The sequence below is a fragment of the Litorivita pollutaquae genome (assembly GCF_003205515.1).
Classification (GTDB): Bacteria; Pseudomonadota; Alphaproteobacteria; order Rhodobacterales; family Rhodobacteraceae; genus Litorivita; species Litorivita pollutaquae.
Window position 1 is genome coordinate 177666 of the sequence record NZ_KZ826486.1, and the last position, 19048, is coordinate 196713.

14 protein-coding genes are annotated in these 19048 nt (G+C 59.3%); 11 read left to right on the plus strand and 3 right to left on the minus strand.

From position 1 onward, the window contains the following. Positions 1-5 precede the first annotated feature (5 nt). Genes DI396_RS16440 through DI396_RS11975 form a run of 4 tightly spaced genes read left to right on the plus strand, consistent with a single transcriptional unit; the run spans position 6 to position 4227 of the window. Positions 6-164, plus strand: coding sequence for a NepR family anti-sigma factor (locus DI396_RS16440; RefSeq protein WP_162617216.1), 159 nt, complete (start codon positions 6-8; stop codon positions 162-164). Further along, positions 161-766: an RNA polymerase sigma factor gene (locus tag DI396_RS11965; protein WP_110796446.1), complete on the plus strand. Its 606-nt coding sequence runs from the start codon at positions 161-163 to the stop codon at positions 764-766. The genes DI396_RS16440 and DI396_RS11965 overlap by 4 nt, the downstream gene beginning before the upstream one ends. Positions 767-818: 52 nt before the next feature. Further along, positions 819-2576 carry a histidine kinase dimerization/phosphoacceptor domain -containing protein gene (locus tag DI396_RS11970; protein WP_162617217.1) on the plus strand — a complete coding sequence of 586 codons (1758 nt, stop codon included), beginning with the start codon at positions 819-821 and terminating at the stop codon, positions 2574-2576. A 4-nt stretch (positions 2577-2580) separates the two neighbouring features. Further along, positions 2581-4227: a phospholipase D family protein gene (locus tag DI396_RS11975; protein WP_110796448.1), complete on the plus strand. Its 1647-nt coding sequence runs from the start codon at positions 2581-2583 to the stop codon at positions 4225-4227. A 1-nt stretch (position 4228) separates the two neighbouring features. Here DI396_RS11975 and ggt read toward each other — a convergent pair whose 3' ends face one another. Further along, positions 4229-6058: a gamma-glutamyltransferase gene (gene ggt / locus DI396_RS11980; protein ID WP_110796449.1), complete on the minus strand. Its 1830-nt coding sequence runs from the start codon at positions 6056-6058 to the stop codon at positions 4229-4231. A 197-nt stretch (positions 6059-6255) separates the two neighbouring features. Here ggt and DI396_RS11985 point away from each other — a divergent pair, with 197 nt between their 5' ends. The 5 genes from DI396_RS11985 to DI396_RS12005 all read left to right on the plus strand — a co-directional run bounded on the left by DI396_RS11985 (position 6256) and on the right by DI396_RS12005 (position 12360). Further along, positions 6256-6756 (plus strand): formate dehydrogenase subunit gamma, encoded by a 501-nt coding sequence (locus DI396_RS11985; protein WP_110796450.1) that lies wholly within the window; start codon positions 6256-6258, stop codon positions 6754-6756. Continuing rightward, on the plus strand, positions 6753-8276 hold the full coding sequence (locus tag DI396_RS11990; RefSeq protein ID WP_110796451.1) for a formate dehydrogenase beta subunit: 1524 nt from the start codon (positions 6753-6755) through the stop codon (positions 8274-8276). The genes DI396_RS11985 and DI396_RS11990 overlap by 4 nt, the downstream gene beginning before the upstream one ends. 127 nt (positions 8277-8403) lie before the next feature. Beyond that, positions 8404-11286, plus strand: a complete 2883-nt coding sequence (fdhF, locus tag DI396_RS11995; RefSeq protein WP_110796452.1) for a formate dehydrogenase subunit alpha — start codon at positions 8404-8406, stop codon at positions 11284-11286. Next, positions 11283-12116 (plus strand): formate dehydrogenase accessory sulfurtransferase FdhD, encoded by an 834-nt coding sequence (gene fdhD, locus DI396_RS12000; RefSeq protein WP_235851853.1) that lies wholly within the window; start codon positions 11283-11285, stop codon positions 12114-12116. The genes fdhF and fdhD overlap by 4 nt, the downstream gene beginning before the upstream one ends. After that, a complete protein-coding gene (locus DI396_RS12005) occupies positions 12106-12360 on the plus strand; it encodes a formate dehydrogenase subunit delta (protein ID WP_110796453.1) in 255 nt (84 codons plus the stop codon). Before fdhD ends, DI396_RS12005 begins: the two co-directional genes overlap by 11 nt. Before the next feature lie 284 nt (positions 12361-12644). On the opposite strand, the gene tal is transcribed toward DI396_RS12005, so the two are convergent. Both tal and DI396_RS12015 read right to left on the minus strand, forming a co-directional pair. Then, entirely contained in the window at positions 12645-13589 is a 945-nt protein-coding gene (tal, locus tag DI396_RS12010; protein WP_110796454.1) for a transaldolase, read from the minus strand. 502 nt (positions 13590-14091) lie between these two features. Then, the gene (locus tag DI396_RS12015; protein WP_110796455.1) at positions 14092-16473 is read right to left on the minus strand and encodes a putative bifunctional diguanylate cyclase/phosphodiesterase; all 2382 of its coding nucleotides are present in this window, start codon (positions 16471-16473) and stop codon (positions 14092-14094) included. A gap of 683 nt (positions 16474-17156) precedes the next feature. Between DI396_RS12015 and DI396_RS12020 the strand changes: the two genes are divergently transcribed. Both DI396_RS12020 and DI396_RS12025 read left to right on the plus strand, forming a co-directional pair. Then, on the plus strand, positions 17157-18353 hold the full coding sequence (locus DI396_RS12020; protein WP_110796456.1) for a tyrosine-type recombinase/integrase: 1197 nt from the start codon (positions 17157-17159) through the stop codon (positions 18351-18353). Beyond that, complete coding sequence (locus DI396_RS12025) at positions 18316-18915, plus strand: hypothetical protein (protein ID WP_110796457.1); 600 nt, start codon at positions 18316-18318, stop codon at positions 18913-18915. The genes DI396_RS12020 and DI396_RS12025 overlap by 38 nt, the downstream gene beginning before the upstream one ends. The last annotated feature ends 133 nt before the right edge of the window (positions 18916-19048 follow it).

The window sequence follows — 19048 nt, forward strand, 5'->3', positions numbered from 1 at the left end:
TCAGCATGTCGAACAAAAAACCAGACAGCAATGTGCAAAGGCAAATTGATGAAAACCTGCGGCGGGTGTTTCAGGCCACCGAGGAAGAGGCTTTGCCGGACCAGTTTACGCAACTTTTGGCTCAGCTTCGAGAACAAGAGAACCAGAGCGAGCGCGTAAAATGAGCGCCCCCTCCCCCGTGGTAGACAAATCCAGCGCTGCCCAACCCATCGCCAAAGTCGATCCGCGCGATGCCATCATCGAGCATCTGCCCGCCCTGCGCGCCTTCGCGCTCAGCCTGACCCGTAACGGATCGGCCGCCGATGATCTTGTGCAAGATACCATCGTCAAGGCGTGGAGCAAATTTGCCAGCTTTAAGCCCGGCACCAATCTGCGCGCATGGCTTTTCACAATCTTGCGCAACACGTTTTATTCGGGTCGCCGCAAATCCAAACGCGAGGTGGCCGATGTCGATGGCGCCTATTCCAACAATCTGGCCTCGAAACCCGAACATGACGGACGGCTGGCTCTGCAAGATTTTCAGCGCGCCTTTGTCCAATTGCCGGATGAGCAACGTGAAGCATTGATCCTCGTCGGAGCCTCGGGTTTTACCTACGAGGAGGCCGCCGAGACATGCGGCTGTGCCGTAGGCACGGTCAAAAGCCGCGCCAATCGCGGGCGCGCGCGTCTGGTTGAATTGTTGAAGCTGGACGATGAGGACAAACTCGAACTCACTGACGAATCGACCATGGCCGTGATCTCCGCCAATGCCAATCCGACCGGCTGACGGCGAATAGATGCGCGTTAAAACTACTGATAGGCTTGCCTTTAGGCTAATCATGATGTTGTCGGTGGCTTTGCTTCCGGTGGGGTTGATCGCCTTTTTTCAAACCCAAAACGTCGCACGGCAGGCCGAAGAGCTGAGCCGTGCCGCCGTGCTTGGCCGGACTTTGATCGCCGTCGAGCCGCAGCGCACCTTGCTTTATCGCGGCTTTGCTGCGGCACGGGTTCTGGGCGAGGAAATCAAGGAAACGCTGGACGACCGCGCAACCTGCACCCGTACCACGCAAAATTTCCTGCGCTCGCATCCCGAATATGTGCTGGCGATGTTTGTGCCGCTGGATGGCGTTTCAACCTGCAATTCCAACGCCCGCCCCGCTGATGTTCGTCAAAGCGAAGTCACGCGCCGAATGATCGAAAACCCGCGCCCGCGGGTGATGAACCTCCAAATGGGCCGCGTTTCGCAACGCCCTGTGATCGTGATTGTCCAGCCGATCACTGTCGAAGGCGCCTACATCGGGTTTTTGTCACTGTCCCTCCCCTATGAGGACGTACCACACGATGTGCCGGGTCAAAACGCGCTGCGCCACGACGATCACCGTCCGGGTTTGCAAGATCTGCCAACCGGCAGCAAGCCGGTGCAACTGATCAGCTTCAATCAGGACGGCGATCTTTTACTCACTCTCAGCGACCGCGAGGCCGCAGATACCGAATTGCCGAAGGGATATGCTCTAACCTCAATTGCGCTGCAGCGGGCGCAAACTTTTTCGGCGTTTAACCAAGAAGGGGCGGCACGAATTTACTCTGTCGTACCGGTCATCCCCGGCGTAGCCTATAGCTTTAGCGTCTGGAAAACTGCGGATTTCCTTGGCGATCGCAATCTGATTGACCGCGCGGCCTTCCTGTTCCCGCTGATCATGTGGCTGCTCAGCCTGCTGGTGGCTTATGTCGCAGTGCACCGCTTGGTGATCCGTCATGTGCGCGCCCTACGCTTTAAAATGCGCCGGTTCGCCGCCGGCAGCCGCAGCTTTTCGCCGGACGATGTGCGCCCTGCACCCACCGAATTGCGCCAAATGGAAGAGACGTTCAACCAAATGGCCCACACCATTTCACTGGACGAAGCCGAGCTGGAAGACGGTCTGCGTGAAAAAAATGTCCTGCTTAAAGAGGTCCACCACCGCGTCAAAAACAACCTGCAACTCATTGCCTCGATCATCAGCATGGAGACCCGCAAAACCCAGAGCGACGAAACCCGCGCCGCTCTTCGCCGTGTGCAAGACCGCGTTTTGGGTCTCGCCACCGTGCATGGCAACCTGTACAAAACCTCGCGTCTGGCGTCTGTGCATGCCCGCACTCTGCTGACCGAGGTGATCAACCAAACGCTCAAATCGTCGCTACCGCCCTCCGGCGTGTCGGTCGATGTGGATATCGATGATTTCTCTCTGCTCCCGGATCAGGCCGTGCCGCTGTCGCTTTTGACCACCGAAGCGCTGACCAACGCAGTGAAATACCTTGGCCGCCCCTCCAAAGACCGCCCGCCCGCCATTTCGGTTCAGTTCAAGCAGCTACCCGATGGTCAGATCGACGTGGTGATCAGCAACACCACAGGCACCCATGTGGATGAAATGCCCCATATCGGCACCAGCACCGGCCTTGGCGGTCAATTGATCAAAGCCTTTGCTATGCAAATCGGTGCAACGCTCGATATATCGGATACAGCGGGGGTCTACCGGCTTCATCTGCTGCTGACCTTGGCCGAAGACACACCGGAGGAAGACGACGCACAAGACGGATTTTCCACCCAACCGGAGACCTAGACCAATGGCCTATGCAATCTCTGCCGCGCCGGATCCGTCTATCGCGGCCGCTGCGCCGCGTCCCGATACGGCGGATGCCCCGATCCAAACGCTCAAAGTGCTGATCACCGCCGAAGAAGCCTTCCCTGAACTGGAGCGGCTTTTTTTGACCGCGCGCCACCATATTCGTGCCAGCTTTCGCGTGTTCGACCTTGCCACCAAGCTGCGCAGCACAGAGGCGCGCACCATTGGCGATACCTGGTTGGATCTTGTCGCGCACACCTTGTCACGCGGTGTCGAGATCAACATCGTGATCGCGGATTTCGATCCGATTGCTGCCGCCGATCTGCACCGAAGCACATGGCGCAGCGTCCGGCAATTCACCGCCGCCGGAGCCATCGCGGGCGATACCGCCCGATTGTCGGTCAAGGCGGCGCGCCATCCCGCCCGCGTCGGGGTGATGCCGCAGATGATCTTTTGGCCGATGGCGGCACAAAAACTGCGCCACCATTGCCGCGATCTCGCCCAGCTGTCGCCAGCCGTCCGCCACACACGGTTGCGCGACATGCCGAACCTGCGCGCCAACTTAAAACCCTTCACAGAGGCGCACGATCAACCGCGCGCTCGATTTACGCCGCCGCCGCATCTCTACCCGGTCACGCACCACCAAAAGCTTGCCTGTTTCGACAGCGAGACACTCTATATCGGCGGGCTGGATTTGGACGAGCGACGATTCGATACCAAAGATCACAAGCGCGCCGCAGGGGCGACATGGCATGATGTGCAATTGATTGTCACCGGCCCCGTGGTTGCCGATGCCGAAACACATTTGCGCGGTTTTCACGCCGCGACCCAGGCCGGCGCGGCGGCGCCAAAGCCCCCGGCCTCGCCGGATTTTCTAACCACGCTCTCACAAGCTCGCGGTTTCGGCCCCACCGCAATTGCCCCGCATAACATCTCTGCCTCCTTGCTCGAGGCACATTTGCAGGGGATCAAGGCGGCGCGCAGGCTTATTTATATCGAGACACAGTTCCTGCGTGATCGAAGGATATCCAAAGCCCTCTGCGCCGCAGCCAAGGCGCGCCCAGAACTGCGCGCGATTATAATCCTGCCCGCCGCACCCGAAGATGTCGCATTTGAAAACAACACCGGGCCTGATGCACGTTTCGGCGAATATCTACAGGCCCGCAATCTGCGCCATATGCGCCGCGCCTTTGGTGCCCGCCTCTTTGTGGGCGCACCGGTGCGCCCCGTCACCGCCCCCGACACAGATGCCGACGAAGACGCAGACCAAAATCGCGCCGCACTGCACCGCGCTCCGCTGATCTATGTGCATGCCAAGGTGTCGATTTTCGACGATCAAAGCGCCATCGTGTCCTCAGCCAATCTCAACGGTCGGTCATTGCGGTGGGACACCGAGGCCGGTTTGCGGATCACCGATCCCGAGCAAATCACCCACCTGCGCCAACGGGTTTTTTCCCATTGGCTGACCGACGACGGAACAGCAGCCCATTTCGATCCCGCAACAGCGCAAGCCGCTTGGGCCGACACCGCGCAGGAAAATGTCACCCGTCCTCCGGAACGCCGCGAGGGGTTCATCGTTCCCTATGATCGCCGCGCCGCCGAAAATTTCGGCGCGCCGGTGCCGGCCGTGCCCGAGGAAATGGTCTGACCTATTCGCCCAAAGCCACGCCTTCGCGGCGTGGATCGGCCCCACCGGACAACCGCCCGCCACGCATCTCAATCGCATGTAGCCCTGAGTTCAGATCGCGCGTCGTGACCTCATATCCCATCTCTTGCAGCGCGGCGCGTTGCGCTTCGGCGGCAGTGCCTTCCTCGACATCATAGATGCCAAAACGGTTCACTAAATGCGGCATCGCCAGTGCGGATTGCACATCCATCCCCCAATCGGCCCAAGCAATAATTGCCTGCGCCACATAGCCGATGATGCGGCTGCCGCCGGGGCTACCGATCACAAGAACCGGCACGCCATCCTTCATCACAATCGTCGGCGCCATCGAGGAGCGCGGACGCTTACCCGGCTCGACGCGGTTGGCGATGGGCACACCATCGTTGTGACTGCGAAAGGAAAAATCCGTCATCTCGTTATTGAGCAAAAATCCCCCCGCCGTCATCAAGCGGCTGCCAAAGGCGTTCTCCACCGTGCTGGTCATCGACAACGCGTTGCCATAACGATCTACGATCGACATATGCGTGGTCGAAGGCAATTCGATCGCCTCGTCATCGGCCCATATCTGCGCGTGATCCCATTTGGGATGGCCCGCTGGGGCCGTCTCGATCCGTCGCCCCTCCGCCATCAAAGCGCTGCGCGTCGCCAGATACCCTGCCTCAGTCAGCCCTTTGGTCGGCATCGGCACGAAATCACTGTCGGCCATATAGCGCCCGCGATCGGCAAAAGCGAGACGCGAAGCATCACCGATCAATCGCCAGCTATGCGCATTTTCTGGCCCCAACGCCGCCAGATCATAGGCGTTCAGCATACCCAAAATCTGCCCCACGGTGAGGCCCCCCGATGACGGCGGTCCCATGCCACAGACCTCATAGACGCGGTAAGGCGCGCAAACCGGCGGGCGTTCCTTGACGCGGTAAATTGCCAGATCAAGCGACGCGAGCCGTCCCGCGCGCGGCGCATTTTGAACCGTCTCAATGATATCTTGTGCCACCTTGCCGCTATAAAATGCTGCGGCGCCGCGCGTGGCCAACGCCCGCAGCGTCTCGCCATATTCCGAATTGTCGCGTATATCCCCCACCGCCAAAGGCGCACCTTTGGGTAAAAAATACGCCGCCGCGCGCGGATCGCGCGCCAAACGTTCCGCGTCACGGGCAATCAAATCAGCCAAACGCGGCGACACCGCGAACCCGTTATCCGCCAATGCAATCGCCTGATCAAACAGGGTGGTCCACGCGGTCTTGCCCCACCGCTCATGCGCGGCCTGCATCAAGGCCGGCGTGCCCGGCGTGCCGACAGACAAACCGCCCACCACCGCATCGAAGAATTTCAACGGTGCCCCGGCATCATCCAAGAACAAGTCAGGCGTGGCGGACAAAGGTGCGGTTTCGCGCCCGTCGAGTGTCGTCAAGGCACCGCTTTTCGCATCATACCACACCAGAAACGCCCCACCGCCAAGACCCGAGGATTGCGGTTCAACCAAGCCTAAAACCGCCTGCGCGGCCACCATCGCATCCACCGCCGTGCCACCCGCGCGTAAAATCTCCGCCCCCGCTTCGGCGGCCAAAGGATGCGCCACGGCGATCATCCAGTCCTGTGCCGCAACCGGCTGACCGGCGTCTTTCGCCGCCATGGCGGCCAAGGTCGCGGGTGCGAGCCGATCCGCCAGCCCCCCCATACCCGTATCCGGCACTGTTGAGCGCGCCTCCGGCGCCACCGCATCCGCAGCTTGCTGCGCCGCGACAGGTGAGACCAGAACCAAGGCCAGCGCGGCGACAGACCGGCGGGCCGCACGGGCAAGAGCGGACAACATGATGGCAAAACCTCCGTTGGATGCCCCGCACTATCTGCTCTTACCACGCCGGAGGCAATGCCAAGCCGCTTTGGCCCTCTGGCCGCCATGTCCATCCCGATGCCCATAGCAAGAATAGGCAAATCCTGTCACTCACGGATCACTGTTATTGATTTCATCCGCAAAACCCGTCTAGCTGATTGGAACGGAGGAGCCCCATGACCATCACCGCCCCCGCGCACCAGCGCCTGCCATCGCCGCAAAGCATAACCGACGCCTGCAGCGCCGCGCTCGCCGCACATGCCGATGCCGAAGGCCCGCTCTTGCCGATCTTGCACGAGGTTCAAGCCCGGCTGGGTTGCCTCCCGAACGCGGTGTTCCCAATCGTGGCCGAGGCGTTGAATATCTCTGCGGCCGAAGTGCATGGGGTGGCCTCGTTTTATCCTGATTTTCACACCGCGCCTGCCGGGCAACATCGCCTCAAAATCTGCCGCGCAGAGGCCTGTCAGGCCGTTGGCGGGCGGGCCATCGAAACCATGGCGCAAGAGATATTCGGCGTGGCCTGGCACGGCACCACCGACGATGGCGCATTGACGCTAGAGCCTGTTTATTGCCTCGGGCTTTGCGCCTGCGGGCCCGCCGCGATGCTGGACAACACACCGGTCGGGCGGGTAGATGCCGCCGCCTTACAACAGATCAAGGCACAGGTGCAATCATGAGCCGCAAGATTTACCTTTCCGCCGACAGCGCCGCCAGAGCCCTTGGTGCCGATGCGGTTGCCGATGCGATTTTAACACAGGCCAAGGCGCGCGGCGAGGACATCACATTGATCCGCACCGGCACGCGCGGGATGATCTGGCTCGAACCCTTGATCGAGATGGAGGTAGAAGGCACACGAATGGCCTTTGGGCCGGTAACCCCCGACGATGTATCCGACCTGTTGGGTGGCACATTGGCCAGCCACGGAGCCACCGAAGATATCCCATATTTCGCGCTGCAAACCCGCCGGACTTTTGCCCGCTGCGGCGTGATCGACCCCTTGGATCTGGCTGCATATGAGGCGCACGGCGGATGGGCCGGATTGCGCCGCGCGCTTGGCATGAGCAGCGCCGACATCACCAAGGAAGTCACCGACAGCGGCCTGCGCGGACGCGGCGGCGCGGGGTTTCCCACGGGCATCAAATGGGACACCGTTCGCCAGACAGAAGCCGCGCAAAAATACATCGTCTGCAATGCCGATGAAGGCGACAGCGGCACCTTTGCCGACCGGATGATCATCGAAGGCGATCCGTTTTCAGTGATCGAAGGTATGATCATTGCCGGCCTCGCCGTGGGGGCCACGCGCGGGTATGTCTACCTGCGCAGCGAATATCCCGATGCGATCCGCGTGATGCGCAGGGCAATCGCAGCCGCGCAGCAAGCCGACATTCTGGGCGCGTCCATCATGGGCCACGGGCCCGCGTTCCACATGGAACTGCGCGTTGGCGCCGGGGCCTATGTCTGCGGCGAGGAAACGTCGCTTCTCAACTCTCTCGAAGGCAAACGCGGCGTGGTGCGTGCCAAACCACCGCTGCCCGCGCTTGAAGGGTTTCTGGGCAGGCCCACGGTGGTCAATAACGTCATCAGCCTTGCCACTATTCCGGTGATTTTCGAACGCGGCGCGGCGGAATACGCCGCCCATGGCATCGGCAAATCGCGCGGCACGATCCCCCTGCAAATTGCAGGGAACGCCAAATATGGCGGGCTGTTTGAAGCCGCCTTTGGCATGACGCTTGGCCAGATCGTCGAAGACATCGCCGGCGGCACGGCCACCGGCGGCAAGGTCAAAGCCGTGCAGGTCGGCGGCCCATTGGGGGCGTATTTTGCACCGGATAAATTCAATGTGCCCTTTGGATATGAGGAATTCGATGGCGCGGGCGGATTGATTGGCCACGCCGGCATCGTGGTGTTCGACTCGGCGGCGGATATGCGCCAAATGGCCCGTTTCGCCATGGAGTTTTGCGCGGTGGAAAGTTGCGGCAAATGCACACCCTGCCGGATCGGCGCGGTGCGCGGAATCGAAACCATCGACCGGATTGCGGCAGGGGACACGGCAGCCACGGAGATCCTCACAGACCTATGCGAAACCATGCGCGACGGATCGCTTTGCGCGCTGGGCGGGTTCACCCCCTATCCGGTTATGTCGGCACTTGAGCAATTCCCCGAAGATTTCCACGCCAAAACGGAGGTGATAGAATGATAAAGCAGATGTATCCAATTTCCGTGGCGCACAACACCCGATCACGCGCAGCGGCGGCCGCAACGCCCCCGTTGCAGACCTTGCACTGTGCCACATATATGCGCACCACCGCCGCAGGAATGCCGATATGAAAGACCTCATCATTCCGTGGAGCGACGACCGGGATCTGGGCACGCCTGCCCGTGATGGCATGCCTGTGACATTGACCATCGACGGACAAGAGATCACCGTGCCGGGCGGCACATCGGTCATGCGCGCGGCAGCTTTGGCGGGGCTCAGCATCCCGAAACTTTGTGCTACCGACAGTGTGGAGGCTTTCGGATCATGCCGCCTGTGTGTGGTGGAAATCGAAGGGCAGCGCGGCACGCCTGCCTCTTGCACCACCCCCGTGGCAGAAGGGATGCACGTGCGCACCCAAACCCCGAAAATCCAGAAACTGCGCCGCGGCGTGATGGAACTTTATATTTCCGATCATCCGCTCGATTGCCTGACCTGCGCGGCCAACGGTGCTTGCGAATTGCAAGATATGGCAGGGGCCGTCGGCCTGCGCGACGTGCGTTACACGGCGGGACAAAACCATTTCGCGCCCCGTCAGAACGGCGAGGCAAATCCCGCCTACATCCCGCAAGACGACAGCAACCCCTATTTCACATATGATCCGGCCAAATGCATCGTCTGTTCGCGCTGCGTACGGGCCTGCGAAGAGGTGCAAGGAACATTTGCTCTGACAATTGAGGGCAGCGGGTTCAACAGCCGCGTGTCTGCGGGCACGCCAGAGCAGGATTTCCTCGCCTCCGATTGCGTGTCCTGCGGGGCCTGTGTGGCCGCCTGCCCGACCGCGACATTGCAGGAAAAATCGGTAATCGAGATGGGCACGCCGCAACGCTCGGTCATCACCACCTGTGCCTATTGCGGGGTCGGATGTTCGTTCAAGGCCGAATTGAACGGCGATCAATTGGTCCGCATGACGCCCTACAAAAATGGCAAAGCCAATCGCGGCCATTCTTGCGTCAAAGGTCGGTTTGCCTATGGCTATGCGGAACACAGCGACCGCATTTTGAACCCGATGATCCGTGACAAAATCTCCGAACCGTGGCGCGAAGTGTCCTGGGACGAGGCGCTGACATTTGCCGCCAAACGGATGCGCGGCATCCAAGAGACCTTCGGCCAAAAGAGCATCGGCGTCATCACCTCTAGCCGCTGCACCAATGAAGAAACCTATCTGGTGCAAAAACTCGCCCGTGCAGTGTTCGGCAACAACAATACCGACACCTGCGCACGGGTGTGCCATTCGCCCACGGGCTATGGCTTGGGACAGACATTCGGCACCTCGGCCGGTACCCAAGATTTCGACAGCGTCGAACATACCGACATTGCCATCATCATCGGGGCGAACCCGACGGACGGGCATCCGGTCTTTGCCAGCCGCCTCAAAAAGCGCCTGCGCGCGGGGGCGAAATTGATCGTCATCGACCCGCGCCGCACCGATATCGTGCGCTCGGCCCATATTGAGGCAGCGCATCACCTCGCCCTGCGCCCCGGCACGAACGTCGCCGTGGTCACGGCGATGGCGCATGTGATCGTCACCGAAGGTTTGGCAGATGAAACCTTTATCAAGGACCGCTGCGATTGGGAGGAGTATACCGAATACGCCGAGTTCGCCGCCGATCCACGCCACAGCCCCGAAACCACCGAAAAGCTTACGGGCGTTCCGGCGAATGATCTACGCGCCGCCGCGCGGTTGTTTGCCACGGGGGGCAATGGCGCGATTTACTATGGCCTTGGCGTCACCGAACACAGCCAAGGATCGACCACCGTGATCGGCATTGCAAACCTCGCCATGATGACGGGAAACATTGGCCGCCCCGGCGTTGGCGTGAACCCGCTGCGCGGGCAGAACAATGTTCAAGGCTCCTGCGATATGGGGAGCTTTCCGCATGAACTGCCCGGGTATCGCCATGTCAAAAACGCCGATGTCCGCGCGACATTCGAGAGCGCGTGGGGCGTGCCGATTGACCCCGAACCAGGGCTGCGCATTCCCAATATGTTGGATGCCGCCGTGGATGGATCGTTCAAGGGTCTTTACTGCCAAGGTGAGGATATCTTGCAATCGGACCCCGATACCAAACATGTGGCGGCGGGTCTGGCGGCGATGGAATGTGTCATCGTGCATGACCTTTTCCTCAACGAGACCGCCAATTACGCCCATGTGTTTTTGCCCGGCTCGTCCTTCTTGGAAAAGGACGGCACCTTCACCAATGCCGAACGGCGCCTCAACCGCGTGCGCAAAGTGATGGCGCCCAAAAACGGATATGCCGATTGGGAGGTCACGCAGTTGCTCGCAAATGCCATGGGGGCGAATTGGTGCTATACGCAACCCGCGCAGATCATGGAAGAAATCGCCAGCACCACACCCAGTTTTGCCGGCGTCACATACGCGGTTCTGGAGGAAAAAGGATCGGTGCAATGGCCGTGTAACGCGGACCATCCGGATGGCACCCCATTGATGCATGTCGATGGGTTCGTGCGCGGCAAGGGGCGTTTCATCCATACAGAATATATCGCCACGGATGAGAAAACCGGCCCGCGCTTTCCGCTCTTGCTGACCACCGGGCGGATATTGTCGCAATACAACGTCGGCGCACAAACGCGGCGCACGGCGAATACCGTTTGGCATGATGAGGATGTATTGGAAATCCATCCCCATGACGCCGAAGTGCGCGGGATCAAAGAGGGGGATTTCGTGCGCCTTGCCTCGCGCTCTGGTGAAACGGCGCTGCGGGCAACGCTGACCGATCGGGTATCGACCGGCATCGTTTACACCACCTTTCACCACCCCGACACCCAGGCCAATGTCATCACCACCGACTATTCCGACTGGGCCACAAATTGCCCCGAATACAAGGTCACGGCGGTGCAGGTCAGCCTGTCAAACGGGCCGACGGAATGGCAAGAAAACTATGCCGCGCAAGCCGCCCGATCGCGCCGCATCACACCGGCGGCGGAATGAGCAAGAATATGAAGATGCGCGATGTCACGCCTCCCTCTCCGGCTCGCGATGTGGCCACATCAAACGGCAGGCGCACCCTGGCCGAAGAAATAGCTGTAGCGCTGACCTATCAAGGCAGCACCCACGCCGTGATGATGGCCAGCCCGACCGATTTAGAGGAGTTTGCAATCGGCTTCAGCCTAAGCGAAGGGTTCATCACAAAGACCACCGACATCGAAAGCCTCGAAATCCTACCGCATCCGCATGGCATCGAGGCCCGCCTCTGGCTTACCGCGCCGCGCGCTGCGGCAATGGCAGCGCGCCGCCGTAAGATGATCGGACCGGTGGGATGCGGGTTGTGCGGAATCGACAGCCTGGACGCCGCCTTGCGCCCCTTGCCCAACCGCAGTGCCACCGCCTTCATGGTGAGCGACCGCGCTCTGTTGCGGGCCGCTCTTGCACTGCGCGGCATGCAACCATTGCAAGACGCCACCCGCGCGGTTCATGCTGCGGCTTTCATCGCGCCGGAGGGTCAAATCCTGTGCCTGCGCGAAGACGTAGGCCGCCACAACGCGCTCGACAAACTCATCGGGGCTTTGCTGGACGCCGGCACAGATCCGGCCAACGGCGCGATCATGATGACCAGCCGCCTTTCGGTTGATATGATACAAAAAACCGCCATGGCGGGCACGCCGGTTCTTTGCGCGGTCTCCGCACCCACGGCGCTTGCCGTTGAGCAAGCCGCACGCGCCGGGATCACCTTGGCCTGCCTTGCCGGGCCGGAAAAAAACCGTCTCGACGTCTTCTCCTGCGCCCGCCGCATCATCACAAAGGCCCCCGATGAAGATTGAAAAGCTCATTCACATGGCCAATCAAATCGCCGGTTTCTTCGCGACGCAGCCGATCAGCGAGGAGGACAAAGCCGTGCAAATTGCCAACCACCTGTCAGATTTCTGGGATCCGCGCATGCGCCGTGCCCTGCATGATTATCTGGCACAGGGCGGTGCGGGGCTTGATCCTTTGGTATGCACCGCAATGGCGCAACTGCGAAGGCCCGCGTCCGGCTCCGAAGACCGGGCGCCCGACGGCTGCTAAAGCAGCACCGAAGCAATGCCGCACATGCGGCGCCTGCGTCGATCGGTCACTTCGAACAGTTCCGTACGCGAAAAATAGCAACGATCCCGACATATTGGGGCGTTTGCAACGGCCCAGCGCTGAAAACGCGGCGCAGGCGCGAACGCTGTCGGGGCGGGCATCCTTGGCTTCCGGTAGGGTTCGCAGTTCTACAAAAAGCCATCGCCCGCCCCTTGAGCGGAGGGGGCGAAAGGCGCGTTGCACGTGCTATTGCGCACCTTCAACTTGAACCCTGAACCGGGCGGTTAGCCCATCCGTTCACCAACCATTTTGATTAATTTCTGATGGTCGGCGTCAAAATTCCGAATACCCTCGGCCAACTTTTCCGTCGCCATCGCATCCGCATTCATCGCCCAACGGAAAGCCCGTTCGTCCATCGGGATCGGGGCGATGTCACCGGCTTGATCAGGGCTGAGCGCACGCGGCAGCACCGCCTCTTCACGGCCCATTTCATCCAGCAATTTCGGCGCGATGGTCAAGCGGTCACATCCCGCCAAAGCCTTGATTTGCGCCGTGCTACGGAACGATGCCCCCATCACTACCGTGTCGATACCATTGGATTTGTAATATTCATAAATGCCCTTGACCGACAGCACACCGGGATCTTCGTCCGGCGCATAGCTCTCGCGCCCTTCGGATTTTTTATACCAATCGGTGATCCGCCCGACGAAAGGCGAAATCAAAAACGCCTTGGCATCGGCGCTGGCCACCGCTTGCGCCAGCGAAAACAGCAGCGTCAAATTGCAATCGATCCCTTCGCCCTGAAGAACTTCCGCCGCGCGGATGCCTTCCCATGTTGCGGCGATCTTGATCAGGATGCGACTTTTGTCGATGCCGCGCGCCGCATAATCCGCGATAATCGCACGGGCACGATCAACCGACGCCTCAGTGTCGAAGGACAGGCAAGCATCGACCTCGGTCGATACCCGCCCGGGAACCAATGCGGCCAGCTCAGCGCCCACCGCCACGGTCAATGCATCACACACCTGCCGCGCCGTCAGCCCGGCCTTACGGCCTGCCTCGATCTCGCGCGCCACCAGCGCCTCCGAGGCCGCATCTTGCAACGTGCCTAAAACCAACGAGGGATTGGTGGTGCAGTCGACGGGTTCATACGTCTTGACCGCAGCCACATCACCAGTGTCCGCGACCACTACGGTCATCTCTCTGAGTTGGTCCAATACTGTCGCCATATCCGTCACTCCTGATCTCGCATCCACGTTGCTCCACGCATGTTTGACCTGTCGGGCGAGAAGACGAAAGGGCAGATCGGGGGTTTTCTCATTTTCTCGCGGGTTTTCGCCCTGCCGCAGGACTGCGCCCTACTCTGCGCGCCTTTTGTCCGGTCCGGTTTTGAACGCCTGCCACGCTGGCTCGGAGTGTAGTCCAGCCCGCTATTTTGGCTTTTGGCCCCAAAAGGCGGCGCTTAAAATTATATCCGTGACAACGCGCTCACAAAGGCAACCGCCCCAATACACCAAAGGTCCAAGCGAGCCGGCGCGTTGGTGGCGGGGGACGCCGCAAAAAATGCCCCCCGACGGGACGGCCTCCTGATGAAGGCTTAGGCATTCCCGGTGATGCGAGAAGGCGCTCATGGGCCGCACGTATAAGCAATTTTCGACACCGCACATAGCGCATCAATACCCCGCGCGCGCGGCCGTCATGGCCCTGCGCCGAACACACAAGTGAAGCTTATTAGGCCGCGTCCGAGTTCTTTTTGCTTTTCGTAGCAACCAAGTCGGTCAACTTATCCGCAGGCATCGGCCGGTGGAACAAGAAGCCCTGGAAGTGATCAACACGCGCCAGCCCCAAGGCATCGGCCTCTTCTGCGACCTCTACGCCTTCGACAACAACCACACGTTCGTTTGCCCGTGCAATCGCGCAAAGTGACACGATCAAAGTCAAGCTGGTGGGGCGCAGGTGACAGTTTTGCACCAGCGACCGGTCGATCTTGATCACGTCACACTCAATATCATCCAGGCTGCTGAGACAGGAATAGCCGCTGCCAAAATCGTCGATGGCCAACTTCACGCCCAAGGATCGCAACCCTTTGATGTTCTCCGCTACGCGGGTGCTCCGTGGCAGGAACTGATCCTCGGTGATCTCAAGCCACAACCGCTCTGGCGCGGTGTTTTCCGCGTTCAAGACCCGCGCCACCAAAGCGGTCAAATCGGGACGGTCAAATTCGCTGGCCGAGACATTGATCGAAATTTCAATGTCACGCGGCCATGCCTGCCCCTCACGCAGCGCCCGCTGCAAAACCCATTCAGTGAGATCTCCACTGCACCCGGCGTAGGCCGCCATTTCAACAATTTTTTGCGGATTGATCTGGCCAAGTTCGGGATGATCCCAGCGCAGCAATGCCTCCACCGCCCAAATCCGGGTTCCGTCGGCGTTGACGATCGGTTGATAGTCGAGACGCAGTGCATCCGACCGGATCGCCCCGCGCAAATCACGCGCCACAATCGCATCCCGCCGATGCGCCGCACCAACGGTTTCCTCATAGAACCCGATCGACGATTTGCGTATTTTCTTTTGGTTTTTCAAAGCGACATCGGCTTCGAATTCCAACTGCTGGATATTCTTTTCGCCCACCGTGCAAGAGGACGCGCCGATCGTGCATTGTAACGGCATGACACGGCCTTCGAACTCGAAACTGCCATTCAGCCTCGCGTGCAAACGCTGTGTCGCGGCCGCAAATTCGTCCGCTGTATCGCAGGTATAAAAGATCAGATATTCATCGCCACCCTTGCGACATAAGACTTTGCAGGCCAGTTCCAGTTGCAGCAAGCGTTCAGAAATGGCAACCAAAAGCGCATCCCCGGCACGGTGACCAAAGCTGTCGTTGGTGCGTTTGAGATTGTCCGCATCGACAAAACAAACCCCCACGTGAAACGAAGATTGCCATTCAAGCCGTTCGGCGGTTATCGCCTCGGCTTGGCGCAAAAATTCGCGGTGATTGGGCAGGCTGGTCATATTGTCGTGGGTCGCCAGACGGTGCGCCTCGGCCAGCGCCATCACCTCTTCTGAAACATCTTTGACGTAGCCGTTATAATAGGCGCCACCGCTTTGATCCAAATCAGCGCGCCGCCCGGCGATTTCCAATGTGCGCGGACCTTCGCCCGGCTCGGTACGGCTCACGCGGACGCAAAACTCGTCGGGATACGGCCCGTTCAACCCCAAAAGCCGGTCAAGCATTTCGCGGTCGTGCCGCGAGGTTGCCCTGTGACCAGAGGCGGCAATCAGCGCAGGCAAATCATTGCCATCGGACCCGGGCAACCCGAGGATACGATGAATGGGTTCAGCCGAAGTGATCAAGGTCAAAACCTCGTCCGATTGCCAGATGCAATTATCAAACCGCGCCTGATCATTGCCAATCAACAAATCCAGCAATTCTTTTTGGAATTCGGCTTTCAAACGCCGTGAAAACTCTCGCACAAAGGATCTATGATGACGGTGCACCGACACGATGATGACGGCAAAGAACATGATCGTCACAGCAGAAAACGGCAAAGCCATCGACGGCATGCCCAGAAAAAGCGCCGGCGGCATCGCGATCGTCAACACCCCGACATAGGACAATGCTGCCAAGGGCACCGGATAGAGCGCAATCGCCCCGCCCGCCAGCATCCCTGCGGTCAGAGCGCTGACAAAAGCGATCTCTTCCGTGGTGCCGCCAAAGGCAATGACATTCAGTGGATAACACCACAACAGCCCCAATGTGATCGAGGTCACCACCACTTTGCCAACGCCTCGCGCACTGGCGCGATTGTGTTTGTTTCGAGCCTTGGTGCGCTTGGTGCGCACGAATTCTGTGGTCGCAAGTACCGCCATGATCGACACCCAAACCCAGTCGGAAATCGACATTCGGCCCAAGTGCACCTCAAGAACAGTAAACGCCGTGACATTGATCATATTCGCGACCATCATCACCGGGGTCAGCCAAAAAATCGTCTTGAGTTGATGATGGCGTAGCAGAGGTAGAAAATCGGGACTGCGATGCGTTTGCGAGCCGCCACCGCGCAGTGACTGCCGGTCCGAGATGGCTCCAAGCCATCGAAATACCCGATCCAACATGATCAAGAGACACCATACCCCATTGCACTACACTGAAGACTGACCATGGTTAAAGTTCCCTAATTTTCGGTTAAATTCAAAGGAAACAAGTAAAAATAGGCGCATTTTGTGCGGCAATGCTACATCAGGGGCATCCAACTCACACCCGGCACGGCGCTTTGCTTTCACCCTAGGCAACACATTCGCAGAACGCGCATGCACCTTGAACTGAAGATGAAGCAGAGAACCATTTCCCGCTGCGCCGCGTGACTGGGGATCGAAACGACTCGCGCGCGGGCCTGCCCTTGGGTCTACGAGGGCTCGGGTGCACGCCTGAAATAACGTCGGGTTCAGGACCCGGCGTCCACATCAAGACACACAAAGAGGGGGATTTGGTAGCGGAGGAGGGACTTGAACCCCCGACACGCGGATTATGATTTTGCCTTACAATCCATACATCTGATTTCAGGGCCGCTCATTTCGGCACATTAGCAACTGAAATAGTTATATTTTTTTGCTTGGCAGGTCGCTTCGGCCCATCTCACGCCGCTTCATTTAAGCAAGCTGCTATTGCTACCCGAGTGAAACCCGAGGGCACCGATGACCACACGGGTATCTCAGTTCAGCACAGCGCGATCCCAATCCCTGCAAACCTTCTAGGGTTGTCCCTGACGCGGCTCATCTGCCCATCTTAACATGGGCTTATGAAACAAAAACTCACAACCAAGTTCATCGAAACCCGCAAGCCCGATCCCGAAAAGCGGATCGATTTTCGCGATACGATTGTGCCGGGTCTCGTGCTGCGTGTTAGTACATCAGGCACCAAAACGTTCAGCTTTCACAAGCGTATTGGCGGAAAGATGAAGCGCCTCACCATTGGGCGGTTCGGAACGTTCACGTTGACGCAAGCACGGGAGCGGGCACGACAAATTCTCTATGAGGTAGAAACGGGCCGGTTCGAGGCCAACACCGGCATTGAGACCGAAGCAAAACCGACGCTGGGTGAGGTGATCCCCGATTACATTGAAAAACACGCCAAGGTTCACAACCGCGATTGGAAAAACAAGGCGCGCCTGCTTGGAAAGTTCTCTGGCCTCTACGGAAAACGGATCGACGAGATCACGCGCGCCGATGTCGTGAAAGCCTGCGACGTGATCCACAAATCCGCGCCGGTCAGCGCGAACCGCGCATTGGCCCACCTCAAGCACCTGATGGGTTGGTGCGTCGAGCGCGGCATGATCGATGCCTCCCCCATCGCCGGGATGAAACCGCTGTCCAAGGAACGGTCGCGCGAGCGTGTCCTGACCGACGTTGAACTAGGCGTGCTGTGGGCAGCCTGTGACGCCGAAGGCTATCCTTTCGGGGATTGCATGAAGCTGTTGATCCTAAGCGGCCAGAGACGCGCCGAGGTCGCTGAAATGCGCTGGTCGGAACTCGACCTCGAAAAACGCCTTTGGACGCTGCCTTCATCGCGGGCAAAAAACGGCAAGCAGCACACAGTGCCGATAACGGAAGCGATGCTTGAGGTGCTTGGCAAGACGGCGAGGTTCTTCAATTCCGACTACGTGTTCACCACCACGGGTAAGACGCCCGTGTCAGGGTTCGGTAGACTAAAAGGCAGGCTTGATAAGGCGCTGCCCGAGGGCACGGAGGCGTGGATCATTCACGACCTGCGCCGCACGATGTCCACCAACATGGCGATGCTGGGTGTGCCGCAGCCCGTCACCGAAGCGTTGCTCAACCACAAGACGGGTGTGGTCTCAGGTGTTGCCGCTATCTATAATGTCTATTCATACGCGGACGAGAAGCGCGAAGCCCTCGGCGCATGGTCGCAACACGTGATGAAATTGGCCCGAAAACAGGATGACGAAATCGCACCTCGCAAACGCCAATCCATTTGAAGGCCCAAGACATGCGTTCGAAGTCGTTGGACGCGAAGTTTTTCATGAGGCGTGGCGTGCTGAATACATCGAAGACCCGAAGGGTGCCGAGCATCGCGAGGTTCTTCTAATCCTGCGAAACGCTCTGCGGTCCGGCGACGTTAGCGCCCATTGGCACACTCTCGATTTCAAGCACAGCGGCGACCTACGACCACAGGATGCAGACCAAGAGTTTTTCCGGTTTATCCTGCGTGATGACCTCATTTTTCACCACGGAATGAACGAACCTGTCCGTTGTAGCATTCACATCGAACAATTGCGGCGATGGGTTCGCGGCAAGGAAATTCAGCCGACGTCCCCAACACAGTTAGCGAAGAACCAGTGCCTTGATTGGCTGGTTGAGATCTTCTCGGCCCCACAAAGAGCGATACCTCCGTTTGAAGCATTGAAGCATGATGCCAAGAATCGGTTCCCGCGTTTGTCCGACCACGCATTCAAAGAAGCCCGCAAGCGCGCCATCGAGATTACGGGGCGTTACGACTTGGCCAAAGCAGGACGGCGCAAAAATCCAATCGGGAAATGAACTGATTGGACCTGTCGCGGTTTGATGCCGCTCCTTTGATAGCATTTACTGCAACAAAGGAGACTGACTATGGGATTGAAACGGACGGACGAATTCCGCCAGGATGCGGTGCGTATCGCGCTGACCAGTGGGC

Coding starts and splice junctions, on each gene's coding strand:
- DI396_RS16440 (WP_162617216.1), top strand. CDS start 6: ATGTCGAACAAAAAACCAGACAGCAATGTGCAAAGGCAAATTGATGAA.
- DI396_RS11965 (WP_110796446.1), top strand. CDS start 161: ATGAGCGCCCCCTCCCCCGTGGTAGACAAATCCAGCGCTGCCCAACCC.
- DI396_RS11970 (WP_162617217.1), top strand. CDS start 819: ATGATGTTGTCGGTGGCTTTGCTTCCGGTGGGGTTGATCGCCTTTTTT.
- DI396_RS11975 (WP_110796448.1), top strand. CDS start 2,581: ATGGCCTATGCAATCTCTGCCGCGCCGGATCCGTCTATCGCGGCCGCT.
- ggt (WP_110796449.1), bottom strand. CDS start 6,058: ATGTTGTCCGCTCTTGCCCGTGCGGCCCGCCGGTCTGTCGCCGCGCTG.
- DI396_RS11985 (WP_110796450.1), top strand. CDS start 6,256: ATGACCATCACCGCCCCCGCGCACCAGCGCCTGCCATCGCCGCAAAGC.
- DI396_RS11990 (WP_110796451.1), top strand. CDS start 6,753: ATGAGCCGCAAGATTTACCTTTCCGCCGACAGCGCCGCCAGAGCCCTT.
- fdhF (WP_110796452.1), top strand. CDS start 8,404: ATGAAAGACCTCATCATTCCGTGGAGCGACGACCGGGATCTGGGCACG.
- fdhD (WP_235851853.1), top strand. CDS start 11,283: ATGAGCAAGAATATGAAGATGCGCGATGTCACGCCTCCCTCTCCGGCT.
- DI396_RS12005 (WP_110796453.1), top strand. CDS start 12,106: ATGAAGATTGAAAAGCTCATTCACATGGCCAATCAAATCGCCGGTTTC.
- tal (WP_110796454.1), bottom strand. CDS start 13,589: ATGGCGACAGTATTGGACCAACTCAGAGAGATGACCGTAGTGGTCGCG.
- DI396_RS12015 (WP_110796455.1), bottom strand. CDS start 16,473: ATGTTGGATCGGGTATTTCGATGGCTTGGAGCCATCTCGGACCGGCAG.
- DI396_RS12020 (WP_110796456.1), top strand. CDS start 17,157: ATGAAACAAAAACTCACAACCAAGTTCATCGAAACCCGCAAGCCCGAT.
- DI396_RS12025 (WP_110796457.1), top strand. CDS start 18,316: ATGACGAAATCGCACCTCGCAAACGCCAATCCATTTGAAGGCCCAAGA.